Annotated in this window: 12 protein-coding genes and 1 pseudogene; 2 read left to right on the forward strand and 11 right to left on the reverse strand. The window is 38.0% G+C overall.

All coding sequences use genetic code 11. From position 1 onward, the window contains the following. Positions 1-155 precede the first annotated feature (155 nt). Positions 156-290, forward strand: coding sequence for a hypothetical protein (locus HCUR_RS09730; protein ID WP_279337372.1), 135 nt, complete (start codon positions 156-158; stop codon positions 288-290). Between the two features lie 213 nt (positions 291-503). On the opposite strand, the gene HCUR_RS00475 is transcribed toward HCUR_RS09730, so the two are convergent. From HCUR_RS00475 to HCUR_RS00490, 4 genes are all read right to left on the reverse strand, one after another. Then, positions 504-2711, reverse strand: coding sequence for a hybrid sensor histidine kinase/response regulator (locus HCUR_RS00475; protein ID WP_104206287.1), 2208 nt, complete (start codon positions 2709-2711; stop codon positions 504-506). A gap of 21 nt (positions 2712-2732) precedes the next feature. Next, positions 2733-4541, reverse strand: coding sequence for a hypothetical protein (locus tag HCUR_RS00480; protein WP_104206288.1), 1809 nt, complete (start codon positions 4539-4541; stop codon positions 2733-2735). Positions 4542-4549: 8 nt separating this feature from the next. Then, positions 4550-6295: a hypothetical protein gene (locus tag HCUR_RS00485; protein ID WP_104206289.1), complete on the reverse strand. Its 1746-nt coding sequence runs from the start codon at positions 6293-6295 to the stop codon at positions 4550-4552. A 728-nt stretch (positions 6296-7023) separates the two neighbouring features. After that, positions 7024-7320 carry a hypothetical protein gene (locus HCUR_RS00490; RefSeq protein WP_104206290.1) on the reverse strand — a complete coding sequence of 99 codons (297 nt, stop codon included), beginning with the start codon at positions 7318-7320 and terminating at the stop codon, positions 7024-7026. Between the two features lie 1050 nt (positions 7321-8370). Between HCUR_RS00490 and HCUR_RS00495 the strand changes: the two genes are divergently transcribed. Further along, a complete protein-coding gene (locus tag HCUR_RS00495; RefSeq protein WP_129591784.1) occupies positions 8371-9270 on the forward strand; it encodes a hypothetical protein in 900 nt (299 codons plus the stop codon). An 88-nt stretch (positions 9271-9358) separates the two neighbouring features. Here the strand turns inward: HCUR_RS00495 and HCUR_RS00500 are convergent, their stop codons facing one another. From HCUR_RS00500 to HCUR_RS09980, 7 genes and pseudogenes are all read right to left on the reverse strand, one after another. After that, a complete protein-coding gene (locus HCUR_RS00500; protein ID WP_104206292.1) occupies positions 9359-9664 on the reverse strand; it encodes a hypothetical protein in 306 nt (101 codons plus the stop codon). Between the two features lie 836 nt (positions 9665-10500). Further along, positions 10501-11112, reverse strand: coding sequence for a hypothetical protein (locus tag HCUR_RS00505; protein ID WP_104206293.1), 612 nt, complete (start codon positions 11110-11112; stop codon positions 10501-10503). A gap of 16 nt (positions 11113-11128) precedes the next feature. Beyond that, positions 11129-11329, reverse strand: a complete 201-nt coding sequence (locus tag HCUR_RS00510) for a hypothetical protein (protein WP_129591785.1) — start codon at positions 11327-11329, stop codon at positions 11129-11131. A gap of 108 nt (positions 11330-11437) precedes the next feature. Beyond that, complete coding sequence (locus tag HCUR_RS08050) at positions 11438-11584, reverse strand: hypothetical protein (RefSeq protein WP_165780587.1); 147 nt, start codon at positions 11582-11584, stop codon at positions 11438-11440. 128 nt (positions 11585-11712) lie between these two features. Next, complete coding sequence (locus tag HCUR_RS00515) at positions 11713-11919, reverse strand: hypothetical protein (protein WP_104206295.1); 207 nt, start codon at positions 11917-11919, stop codon at positions 11713-11715. 4 nt (positions 11920-11923) lie between these two features. Beyond that, positions 11924-12124, reverse strand: coding sequence for a hypothetical protein (locus HCUR_RS00520; RefSeq protein ID WP_104206296.1), 201 nt, complete (start codon positions 12122-12124; stop codon positions 11924-11926). Between the two features lie 968 nt (positions 12125-13092). After that, positions 13093-13812, reverse strand: a pseudogene (locus HCUR_RS09980) (IS5 family transposase). Between the last annotated feature and the right edge of the window lie 249 nt (positions 13813-14061).

A 14061-nucleotide genomic window follows, 5' to 3' on the forward strand; every position in this document is an offset into this window, starting at 1 on the left:
TGACTATACCAAAGTTACACAAGAACAAGCGCTGGGGCGCGTAGCAGGCGGTTTTAGTACGAAGATTCACGCTGCATGGGGATGCTTTAGGAACCCCCATCAGATTCATTCTATCGCCTAGTTAGTGCGCTGACTATACCAAAGTTCTTGATTTAATGGAGAATTTTGACTTTAAAACGCTATGGGTGGATAAAGACTACGATGCCGATTACAGTGTTCATTATGCTGCTGGCAGTAACAAAGCCGTCACCCCCCCCACGATCTATGCGAAAAACTCCAGAAATATTTGACGTAGCTCTTTATAAAAAACGCACTCTAGTCGAGCGAATGGTCAACAAGTTAACCCATTTCAGGCGCGTTAGACCCGTATATGACACACTTTCACACGCTTTTCTTTTCTTCGTTCATTTTGCTGCAGCACTCATAATTCTAAAGTAAACTCAAATATCGACACGCCTATTTACTGTACTGACTCGCGAAATAGAATCATTTGACCAATCGATTTAATTATATTTTAGGATTTCTTGAATTTTTGCTACGAGCTCTGTAAGCGAAAATGGTTTCTGTAAAAAATAAGTTTTAATCAAGGGCCCAGGAGAAGAAAGTTCAATAGATTCTTTAGGATAGCCCGAAACGAAAAGTGCTTTTATGTGAGGTGCGGTTTTGTGTACTTCAGAAATGAGTGATGGACCGTCGATCCCCGGCATCATAACGTCCGTAATAATCAGTACAATGTTTTCATGGGTTTTTATGATTTGCAATGCTTGGATACCGTCTCGTGCTTCGATCACTTCGTACCCTTTTTCTCGTAACACTCTTGAAGAAAAAAGACGAATAGGATCTTCATCTTCCACGAGTAAAATTTTTCCTTCTGCAGTATCGGTTGCAATGATAGGTTGAGTTATTTTGGGTTTCTTAGAAGACACTTCTCCTTTGTGAAGGGGGAGGTATACAGAAAAAGTACTGCCCCGATCTTTCACAGTATGTACATGAATTCCTCCTTTCAGCTCTTTGATAGTTTTTGCGATGTTGGCAAGACCAAGGCCAGTTCCATGTTCTTTAGAGGAAAAAAATGGATCAAAAATATGGGGTAAAATATCCGATGGGATTCCTACACCGGTATCTTTTACCTCCAGGCAAAGATAATGCCCTGTATCTAATATCCCTTGTGTGAGGGATTTAGGCTCGTTCGCTATAACAGTTTGCAATACAAAATCTAAAGATCCTCCATTAGGCATAGCATCTCTGGCGTTAATCGCAAGATTTAAAATCATTTGCTCAATGACATCTAAATTTCCATAAATGGTGCTGGACTGAACGCCGTGATAAAAGTTAAGAAAAATTTTAGGTCCGATGATGCGCTGAATTAAGGGCATTAAATTTTGTACACATCCTTGCAAAGAAAAGACACGCTCTGTACTAGGGATAGATTTTGAAAAATCTAGTAAATGTTGAATTAACCGGGCAGCACGTACAGCACTATTCTTGATTTGCTGCACGTCTTGAAAAGAGGGGTCTTCAGGACAATGTCGTTGCAGTAATAAGTCGCAAAATCCAATCATACCGGTGAGCAAATTATTAAAGTCATGCACAATGCCGCTGGCAACTTGTCCTAAAAGTTCCATACGTTGAGATAATTGTTCCTGAGGAGAAAAAGTTTGAGGTAAGGACATCATCAATACAATGAACAGTACCCTATCATCATAAGATGAAAAAGGTTGCAAAAAAGCAAACATGTGGTCTCCTCCCAATTCGCTATATTTGGGCTCTAATTGCACCATAAACATTGAAGAATTTTGAATTCTTTTTCGGGCATTCTGTAATTCAGAAAAAAGTTTGGCTTTAGATTGGGGACTTAAACAAGATATTGTTGTTCCTAATGTAACATTGCTATTTGATAAAAAAAATTTCTCCTGAAATTGCTCATTAGCACTACGGATAATTCCGTGGGAATCTAATAAAGCAGCCGAACAAGGAATAGCATTTAAAAATAGAAGATCATTTTCATAGGCGTACATATACTCACAAGGAAAAAAGTAAAACATACTGTGTCTGGGATGCTGAGGAAGGTGATCCATACGAATACGTGCCGAACGAGCCTCTTTTCCACTTCCTATCAGAAGAACAATATGACGATTTTTTATATTCTCCCAGCTGGGAGGCGTAGTATGAAAGAGTACAGAAAAATGTTGCTTGTAAAGCATAGCACTGTGTATAGAAAGCCACTGTAACAAACTGCGACTAAACCACTGTATGATTCCTTCTTCATTTACAACGCATGCATGAAGTGGATGACTCCATACCCAGCTTTGCATCGCTTTCCTACGAGGGGCGCGATACCATGGAATCCAAATTAAAACCCCTTTCTTGGGAGGTAGACTAAGGATGAAGGCAGAATTTCCATTACTTAGGATTAAAAATTGGATACGATTAAGGTGGGGAGGTAGAACGCTTGGATGCGCACAGTGCGCCTGAAGCACACTATGAAACGGATCTTTGTTATACTGAAAGATTTGAGGTTTTATGCCTAAAACGTGGCCATTTTTTTTCTTATATAACAGACGAATTCCTAACCCATAACATAGGATAGTACCTAACCCTATACCGCTAAGGATGCGAACTAGCTGCCATTCAGGATACTCCAGAAGTATACCAAAATGGATCATACCAAATAAGCTCAATAGTATATTGACTCTAGATTTTTTACGCATCAGGTATAGTCAATGATAGCGTTAAAAATAAAGAAACTGAGCCAAAAGATTTAGGCGCTGCCCTAAATCTGTTCCTCTACTAATCTCTGATTGAGGTGTTTCAAGATCTCCCGAACGAAAATTAAGAAATAAGGGAGAATTTTCAAGATAACCAAAAATATAGTACCAGTTTGAAAACTCTCCTATCGACATCAGACCTCGCATTTTCAGCTGACGGTGTACCGCTTTTCTAGCTTTTTCTATTTTTTTCCGTTCTATTTTACTCAATTGCTGTCCAGATCCTCCCAATCGTGCAGTGATTAAATAAACAACACTGTTAATTCTTGAAGAATTTTGTTTGCTGCCAAAAAAATATTGAACAATAGGAACATCTCCTAAAACAGGTGTGCGATTTACATTTTCAGAATTTTGTTTTGTATAAATTCCTCCCACTGCTACCGTTTGTCCGATCACTGCTTTAACGGTAGTTACCACCTTAGAACGGGTAATACTCAACAATTGGGAAGCCAGGCCTGATCTAAGATCAGGATTGTCTGTAAAAAAGCTTCCAGAAAATTTAATGCTTATGGTTAATACCCCTTCTATAGATAAGCTAAGGGGTGTAATCTCTAATCCGATTCCTGCTTCAATACTTCCTGCGGCAGCTCCGTTGGACCCTGAAACTGCCCCGGTATAATTTTCTCCAGATAATAATGTAGCTTTTTTAGTAAGAACAGTATGAATGGAAGGACGAGCCAAAATACTGGTCTTTTCTGTTTGAGCATTGGTTAAGTTTAGACTGTATCTTAAACTGTTCATCGACACTGCAATACCAAAATTTTTGTCCCAGCTTCCTGATACAGGTTGGGGGGAAGCAAAACTTTCTGTATTTCTACTGAGAACCCGGGTCACGGAGGCCAGAGGACTGGCATTTAAAACAATTTGTAAAACATTCATGATATTTTGTCCACTTAAGGCTCTTTCAACCTCCTCATATTGCATAGAATAACAATCAAAAAAGATGCTGGTCACATCATCTAACTGATCTGCTGGTAAAGCGCCGGGAGTTCCCCCAGGAGCAACTTCTCCTTCGGGCGTAGGATTAGGCGTAATAAAACTAGATCCAGTATCAATTTTAGTAAGCTTTGGCGCGTTACGGTAGGAAGTTTCCCAATCTTGAATGCGTTGATCTAACGCATAAGCTGATTCTGTACTGACATCTGGATGGGATCTATAGCGCGCAGCGTAGCGACGTGCTTCATTAAATTGTTGAAATGCCGCAGAAATAATCGCCATCCCTCGAAGTAATTTTTTATCTCGGGGGCACAGTGTTAGTGCTTTTTTCAACATAGATCGGGTGACCACTAAATCTTTCAAGCGGTAGGAGGCATACGCCAGAGCATACATAATATTGGGATTTTTTGGATTTAAAATCAGTGCCTCGGTTAGATGGGCCTGCGCTTCTACATATTGTTGATCTTCCAGTTCACTGATTCCTAACAAATAAGCGTGAAGATAGTGGGAGGGGTCTAGATTGTAGGCAGCTTGATAGGCATATTTAGAAAGACCTTGTTGGTCCATGTTTTGATCCATACTTTCATAAATCAACCCATTAATCAAATGATATACAGGTTTTTCGGGAGACATTTGAAGTGCTATATTGATTTCTTTAGAAGCTCGTTGAAGATCGTCTTCTTCTAGCGCGCTCCACACTTTACTTAATTCATTGTGGTGCGAAGATAATTCCCTTAAATTTTTCTTTACGTCACTATCCGAAGAGGGAGAAAAAGTGCAACTATTTATAAAGCTTATGCCTCCTAAACAAAGAAAGATTTTAAGCAATGTCTTCATGGGCGCTCCTAAAAATATAAAAATCTTGCAAGATTGGATAACTTGTCTTCCAAACTCATAATGTAAAATGTATTCACTGGTTCCGCTAAATCTCCGGAGCGAAAATCCGCAAAAATTGGGGAACGTTCTAAAAATTGTAAAATATAGAACAAGGTTGTGTATTCCCCAAGCGCCCAAAACCCTGTTCGCTTCAATAAGTTTTGTGCTTGGGAAGGAGTCAGAAGGGGTAAAGATTTTGGTTTTTTTTCTATACTTCGTCGTACTGTCACTAAGTACAAAATATTACGTCGAATTTGATTAGCAGTTTTTTGCTTAAAAAAGTATTGTATAATAGGAATCGACCCCAAACCGGGTGTTTCATTTTCATTGGAGGACGTTGTGACTTCATTGGATCCAGCGATTACAATGGTCTGTCCCATAAGCACTTTTACTGTAGAAGTTACAGTGCCTATTGTGCGCTCGATCAGCTGATTAGAAATACCAATACCTGCATCTGGTGCAGCGGAAAATGTAGACGCAGAAAGTGATACGTCCATAATCACCGAATCATCCATTTTCACATCCCTTGGAGTAATAGAAATTATAATTCCCGTGGGTATATTAACCAATGCCCCCCCGTTAGACCCTTCTGTAGCAGCGGAATACACCAATCCGTCCTCAAAAGTGGCAGGTTTACTTACAACGGTGCTTAATGTAGGACGCGCCACTAAATTTACAGACCGCCGCTGAGCGTTAGCAACGTTTAAGCTGTATGTTGCCTGGCTCAAATCTATTCCAAGGGAAAAACTTTTCTTCCACTCCCCAGTAACAGGAAATGTGGCATCAGTGAGAGTCTCTCTCTTAAGACTTCGCTGTACACCAGCCAATGCATTGCCTGAATTGACCGCCACAGACAATTGCTCTAAAAAATTATTTCCTTGCAAAGTATAATTTTCTTCCTGTATAAATACGATATAACAATCAATGAATAAACTTTCTGGTTCCTTATTTTCTGGGGTGGGATTAATTTTAGGAATAGGAGTGCATTTCGAATGTTTTTCCCGGGCCAGTGCTGCAATATTCAGCCATTGATCTACACGTTCTTGCACTTTAAGATAGGAAGGAGAACGGACTCCGACCTTCTGTCCGTAAAAAGCAAGCGCTCTTCGAGCAGGAACTTCTTGGCCGCTAGCAGAAAAAATAATCGCCGCTGCGCGCTGAATTTCAGGTATTTTAGGGTTAAGCTCCAAAGCACGTTTAATAGAAGAAAGTGCTACAGGAAGGTCTCGCAAATAATATGAAGTGTAGGCTAGGCTGTAGAGTGTATCGATAGATTTTGGATTTAGTACATGAGAATAAGTCAAAAATTGTTGTGCCTCCGCATACTGCCCTAATCTCAGCTTATAAGAGCCGTACAAATAGCACCCTAATGAATTGCTGGGGTCCAGCATATAAGCAGATTTATAGGCAACTCCTGCCAGCGCATCTTTTCCTTTATCTCCCATACGCTCCATTTCTTCATATAAAAATCCATTTAAAAAATGAAGTGCTGCATTTTTAGGTGCTACTTGAAGTGCACTGTTTACATAACGAGAAGCACTGTCTAAACCGTCTTCTTTCAAAATTTTCATAAACTGAGCCACAGAAAAAAAAGCAGGCATAGTGGGCGCTAATTTTTGAATGATCGCACTGTTGATAGGGGGAACAGGCTCAGTGCACCCACTAATCCATATTTCAAAAATTATCCCTATGATGAGCGGATATAGGTGTTTCAATGGTAAGCAAAATTCTAAAATAATGTGAGATCATAAATGAAAAATTAAAGCTTGTACAGAGAATGTCTTAAAAAATAGTTGAAGTGCGTCGGGTGTGTCTTATATTAAGCATCAATATATTATTTTCACTGCATTGCCTAGAACGTGTAGTCCCAAGATTAAATTGTGCGTAGATGCACGGATATACAAAAATTCCCTAAAAAGCTCATCGTCACCACAATATTTCGCATAACATTTGGAGCTTTTGGAACTCCATATTTCAGGCCAATAGAGGTGTTGGTATGGTCTGGCAAAGAAGAATCAGCAATTTATTAATATGGTTTTTGGAGTTTGAGAACGGGCGCCCCGTGGTGTGATTTTCTGTTTGATGACTTCGGGTGAAGTAATACTCATCGCCGATTTATTCGCTGGAGAAATAAGAGAATTTGGGAAAAACTGCTTAAAAAATACAGTGTCCATCCTGATTTTGGGTGGCTTATGATGGATGCCACCCACATGAAAGTGTATCTTTACGCGGCGGAAAAGCAATAAAATGAGCGGTGCAAAAGCGGTCTGCACCCCAAAATATATCTGGCCGTGGACATTTTTAGTATACTGGTGCGAATGGGCCGCACAGATATAGTCCAAGCTCAGTGCACGTACACTTCAAAATGCATCGAATACTCAGAGCCTGTATTTATGGATGCGCGATCCGCCTTAACAAGCCCATAGAATGCGCAATCATCACTCTATTTTCGGCAGCTGCTACAGGATTTTGTACGCTTTAGACAATCTTGGATAATGATTGAGCCAAGTAAAGGTTCGTTCAACGACCTATCTTTTGGCGAGCACAGCCTATCCTGGGGTTCTGAAATTTCAATTGTCTTGTTAAGACCGTTCCTTACAAACGCTAGCATGGTTTTTCCATACCCGGCATCGACGAAAACGCTTTTGACTGTCGGGATAGTGTTGCAGAGCAACATTGCACCCTCCCTACGGTGATTAGCGTCATAAACAGTACCGTGCACTATGCCTTGTGTATCCACAACACGATGACGTTTAGGTTCCTTTTTTTCCCTCCGTCAATTCCGCGTTGTTCATAAGCCCCGGTAGTTTTGACACTGTGTGAATCAATCCTGCGATCGCTGGGGTGTTTACTTTCACCAGCTTTTATCCGAATTTATCTTGACAAGCGTGATTAGTACTTTTTCCCATATTCTTTTGATCCTGAAGCTTCGATAAAACGAAGGTAGCGTGGAGTATGGTGGAAAATCTTTAGAAAGTATTCGCTTTGGTAGCCACTTTTTATTATGTAAACTAATCTATTAAGACGCTTTTTCTTTTCGTGGTTACTTCTATTACCATACTTGCCCCATGCAAAATGATCTTTAATGAGCTTTCAGTCATGATTTGTTACATCGCTTAGATCACGCGTTCTTATTATCTCCAAGCTTGACTATACTCCCTCCTTTTATCCATGAATCCAGGGTTTAACTTACATTTAACTGTGCTCCTCTCTTTAAGAAAAACATCAAAGTATTTTCCTCTATCCTGATTAAAAGCTTTCAGATTTGTTGGGGACAATAAACTTATGGATGACATATCGAATACGTTCGCGGAAATTATTTTTCCTAACGCAGAAACGTGCTATAAGAGTTGTGTTTCACAGACTATTTTACTTTTTAGTCTGGCATGTGTTAAGTTAAAGTTTACTAAACTCTAGTCCTCCTTCCTAGTAAATAATTAATCTTAGAAATTTCAAACTAAATTAGGAACTTAGGATTTTTAATAAATCCAAAACAACATAAAAAATTTTTAGCGATTAATAAGCGTGCCTGTAGATAAGAATCAATTTAAAACTAAATATGATGCTTTTTAATCTCAGGTCCAATTTTAAGTAACGCTTCATTAGGAAATTTCTATACACCACTAAAAAATTGTGAATAATATATTTCCTAAGAACTTTTTCAATGCTAGTGGTTATGATGAATTTTTTTTTGTATTTTTTAGGCTTAAAAACAAATTTTAAAACATTGGTCAAGAATGGTGTATTCGGTGTGTATAATGGATTTTTAAAAAAGAGTGGGATTTTTTTTATGAAGAACCATATTCCTTCTTATTCTCTTTCATTGAGTGCATTTTGGGGACTACTCGTATTGGTGGGGGGTATTGTGTCTCCTTTAGTAGGGTATTCCATTGAAGAAAATTGTACTCCTTGTGCCCGGGAAGGAGGATTTATGGGCTTAAACTTGGGCTATTGTGGAGGCTCGGTTAAAAATAATCGAGTAGTCGGTATGGGCAGCCCTTTATCTTTATTGGATATTGAAATTCCTCAAGGTCCTACAGTTCTCGGTCGAATTTTCCCCGAAGAATTACAGCGAAAGTTTCACCAAAATGGTTTTATAGTAGGCATAGAAACTGGCTACGATTTTAAAATTTTAGGAACCCGAGGAAAAGGATGGGCTTTAGGATACTTTGTGAATGGTTTTCTAAGTACTGCCCGGGGGAGCGCTTTGTTTCCAGGGCAATACTGGTATCCCGGAACTGAGAATACACCAATTCCTTTTGAAGAAAAATTAAGATTTAGAAACAAAGGATTCTGGAGCACGGGGCTTCGATTTGGTCCGCTCATTCAGCGTATGTTCTTGTACGTAAAGGGGGGGTTTATGATGACGCGCATGAGCATGAGTATTCAAAATAACAGCTTAACACGCCTTGTTGTGCCTTCTAGAACCACCTGGTTTCCAGGCGCTGTTGTGGGAATGGGTGCGGAATTTCAAATAACTCCTGTATTTGTTTTAGGGCTAGACCTTACGGCTAACCTCTGTAGTCAAAAACAAATTACTGTGGCATTTACGGATTTGAACGGAGCTATGTTTGTGGCACTTCATCCCTTTTACGGACAAGCCCTTCTAACCTTAAAATATAAGTTTCCTTTGAGAACGCAAATGCGTTCACCGTCTAACACCCATTCCGTATATCGTCCTTCATGGTGAATTAAAAAAAAATGTCTATAGAGAGATAAAAAAACTATTTATATAGAATAAACCTTTGCGTCTTTAGAATATACTGGCGGAACAGATCTCATCGGTGCTTAAAGAGTAGCATTAGATTTCCTGACCCTACGCGACTTTGACCTCCTAAAGCTGCCGGGAGAGCATTAAGAGGATTAGCGTCAGGTCCCAATACAGAAAAAGGAAGATTCCAAGAAGAAAAATCTGCCAGCTCTGTGTGAACTTTGGAAGCTTTTGGGTTCCCAAATTGTTCCGCAGCGGAAGAAGAGGTATAGAGCGAGGAAGCAGTGTAAGGCTCACTAAAATTAGAGTTCCCGGAATATAAACTTGGTGCCACATTAAAAAGAAAAAATAGTAAAAAAAATATACATTTCATAGGTTAATTTTTATTTTTTGTTATAAGTACGAATATACATTTTTATTTTTTATTTTTTATGAATCATAGAAAAGCTTTAGAGCTAAGTTTGTTGTATAAGCTGGAGTTAGAAGAGTATAGAAATTAATATAATAGGTCAACACGTCTTTATAGCTCATCAAAGAGTAGCAATACTTCCAGCACTAGGCAACATTTTTTTGGAATTAAGATACATTAAGCCAATCCTTATGTTACCCTTGAAACCTTTTTTAGCAGATTTCTAAAATAAGACCAGTGAAATAAAAAGCAATCAGGTAATGCGCAAAGTAATATTTGTCAAATGTTAATTTATTTTTATTAAATGTACACATTATATTGGTAAACATGATCGCAAACATGACTTTTTTTAGGCTATTAGTGATACGCATGAAAAATACGTCCGCATAATCAAATGACCTATAATAAATATAATAAATCACCTTGAATTAGGTGCATGATAGCTAAAAAGAAGAATGCTCACACGCTCATAGGGTAACGATTGAAGAAAAAAGCAATTCATTTCCTAAGCAAAAGAAAGCATTAGCAGTGTTTGAAGTACACAAGACTCATGACGGCACACTGCAGGTTGTGTGCAAAAAATTGATTTATAGAGCAGTTAGAGAATCTAGCAATGTGCTTGGTTAAAGCACATTTTTTTCTTGATTCCATAAGAATATGGAGATAGGGAAAGCAAAATATGGCCAGCGTTTTGTATGATTTTTAGCCTATCTTCATTTAATGAAAAAGCCCCCTTCGGAAAGGGCGCTTCGTAACGTCAGGCAATACCGTGTACGTAGTTTTATCTTAAAAGTTCAGGCTCAGCCTTTTTGATTACACAAATTAATGACTTTTTCAGCAATCTTTTCTTCATTACGCAACAACGTTACAAAAGCTTCAACGTCTGAATCATACTCTTGTATCAAAGCTGAAACGCAGCTGTAATTCTCTTTCCTCAACATGTAATTTGTAATAGCATCAAACGTAGCCTTGTCAGTATTAATTAACGTTTTAGTAAGCATATTTAAAAATTCGTACACCGCTTCACTCTGGTCCTCTAAAAATTGGTTTAATTGGGATCCGTGTACTGCTTCACTCTGGAACATTGAAAACCTGTACCATTGTTTACTGTTTTCTTCTGTTCCCGAACTCTGGCACTCTGAAAATACGACGAGGGGGACACTTTCTCTTTTTTCTTCCCACTTAATACAATGGTCAAATTCTTCTCTAGTCATCCATGGAGCTAACTGCGTAAGGTACGCATTATAAATTTCCTCAAAGAAATTTTTTGTTTTTTCTTGTACTTGTGTTAAACACTCAGAAACCCTAATGTCTGTTCTCTCTTCCATCTCATCAAATTTACGTTTGAGCTCTTTCCTGAGCTCTTGGGGTAGGGAACGACTTTGGGTTTGAAGTATTGTTTTTGTCTGCATAACTTCAAAAAATTTTTCATGATCTTAACCCAAATTTTTCAATAGAACGCTTCGTGACTTCATAGATTCCTCGAAATATTGCTCCACCATTGCATCCGTCCAAACGCAGCTTTACAATTTTCAAAGCTGTATTTATCTGAGGAAATATGCCCCGAAGTCCTGGATAATAGAATTCAGTATTTATCAGTTTTATATTAGTGTATTCTAAAAATTCCATTAAACTCTCAAACCTAGTTCGGTCTTGAAATTTATACGAAGTAGACTTGCAACTCTTTTTAGCTTTTCTTACTTTCTGTATCAAGCACTTGCTTTCTTGAATAGCACTTTAATTTCTTTGCCACTCTTTTTGAAGCCTTTTTATAGTTTTCCTATCTTGAAGTTCTATCGAAATGCCTTGACTCATAAAATTTTCTTGAATAAACAGTGCACACTGCTTTTTCAGAACCTTTGTGATATTCGTCATTTCACTCATGGTACTGTATGGATCTTGCTCTCCAATAATTTTTTTCAGTTTTTTAAAGCTTCCGTAATATTTTCTTCTACAGCTAGCATAGCCGTCCTAGCCTGCCAAGTTATAGGATCCTTATCTACATCTACGACCTACATATCGAGCAAAGGGGTATTAAAAGGATTTATAAAGCCATATTGTACATTCTGCGCTTTCAAAGTGTTTTGAATAGAAAAATTTCGGGCTACAAGCACTGCAACTGTGTTTAGAAGAGACCTTAAGCCATGCTGAATTTTATTACTGGTTTTGTTTGTCTCTTGCTTATCGATAGACTGTTTATGATTTGCTAAATCCTTCACCAGCTTATCTTGCTTGGTATAAAAATTTTTTTATATTGATAGACGGTGCTTTTAAAGAAGATTCATAATCTAAAATGTGTATTAAGGGAACTAATTTTTTTGCCCAAAATTTAAAAGCTTCCTGAATTATTAGATTTATTCTTTTCTTAATCGCTATGCGTTTTTCTTCAAAGACTGAAGAAAATTCTATAAACTCTGCAACCATTTCAGCTGCGTCCCTTTGAACAGGAGTCGAGTAATTTTTTTTCAGTTTTTTTTATCTTCGTTAACTGTATTTTCAAACTCTCTTAATACTTTTATTAAAGCGTCAAATTCTTCTCTTAGCTGCTGGTACGTCTTTGGTTCCTGTTCAACTTCCGGTAAAACCGGAGTACCGTCTGTTTGAAGATTTTTGTCCTAATAGCAAAAACACGAGCTTGTGAAATAAGAATTCTAGTAAAAAATAATATAGATAGATATTGTTTTTTTGTGCTTATCATAGTAACAATTAATTAAAAATTACTAAACTATTGTGCATAAATAATGAATTTTCGTCAAGGAATTTTTGTAAAAAAGTGTCTTGATTTCTTTGGTTTGAAACAATTGTGTTAAGTGGTATGAACAAATTTTAATAGAACGTGGCAGCTTCTTTGTATTAAAAAAACGAGCTATCAAGAGATAGAGACAAGCGTTTAAGGCAATTAGGGTAGGGAGCTGTATTACCTCATTATTAGAAGCACTGGCGAAGCGTTCAGTGTAGCTTTAAGCGGAAGAAAAGAACTATAATTTTGGAAAAAATGATGTCTTATTTTGTAGATACCGACCTCCAATACAGTTTATTAGGTGCATCAAGCTGCGCAAACGCTTGGACGAAGTAAGAATGGTTTTATAACCAAAATTTATACTTTTGTAGAGGAATTGAGAAAATTCCCCTTAAATTTATTTTCAATCCAGATCAGAGGAATAAAACTGATGACAGAAATTTTTTTATTTTATAGGGTGGGACAAAAGCAGACAAAGTTGTCATTTCATCCCGTTCCTATGGTAAGAATCCAAGAGATTTTATTGAATGTTTTTTTGGAACCATTAAGCATTTTAGGCTCAGTTTTCTTCTTTTGATAACACGATCTTACCCTATATGACTTATTTTCTACTGTGTTAGAAATTTGGTCTAGGACGTGTCGACATTTAAGTTTACTTTAGAATATGCATGATGCAGGAAAATAAAGAAACGAAAAGAAAGGCGTGTGCAAGTGTGTCATATCTGGGGTGCAAAGCGCCTGAAATGGGTTAACGTATTGAACATTCGCTCAACTAGACTTTTCGCATGGATCGTGGGGGAATGATTGCTTTGTTGCTGCCAGCATAATGGACAATGTCATCGGCATCGTAGCCTTTATCCGCCAATAGCATTTTAAAGTCAAAATTCTTCATTAAATCAAGAGCTTTTGTATAGTCAGAGCACTGACCAGGCGATACAATGAATCTGATGGAGGTGTCTAAAGCATCTCACGGCAGCGTGGATCTTCGTGCTAAAACCGCCTACTAAGCGCCTCAGCATTTGTTCTGGTGCACCATTGACTCTATTTTTTCGGCGCCCGAGGCGTGTTGATGGGTGCCAATCATTGTGGAGTTAATCATGATCTATTCCGTATCAGAATTTGCTGCAAGGGTATTGAAGATGATTTTCCACACACTGGCTTTGGATCATCTTATCAACCGTTTGTGAACCCTCGAGCATTTCCCGTAAGATTCTGGCAATGTACGCCACGCTGCATTCTTGCGGGCAATCCACATCACAGCATTGATAAATTTCCTGTTATCGTTACCAGTACGTCCTGAATTCCTTTCTTTTTAAGGTAAACTTTCTTTTATTCCTTCCCATTGGTCGTCTCGTATCCCTTGCAATCTTATCTCTTCTTGTCACGAAATACTTTAAGCTTACAACAGTTCATTATAAATGACCTCTGTACCGGACAAAACTAATTGGTTAGTTAGTTTGCATTGACAGTAACGCGCTGAAATAAAAACAAAAAGTGTATAATCTCGATTATCGAAAAAGAGGTATACATCATGGTTTCAGTCAACGAGTTAAAGAGGATTTTAAAGCCATATTTCAAAATCGACAATAGGCGTCTTGATTGCTTAACCCAAATGTTAGGT

Source organism: Holospora curviuscula (genome assembly GCF_002930195.1).
GTDB classification, from domain to species: Bacteria; Pseudomonadota; Alphaproteobacteria; order Holosporales; family Holosporaceae; genus Holospora; species Holospora curviuscula.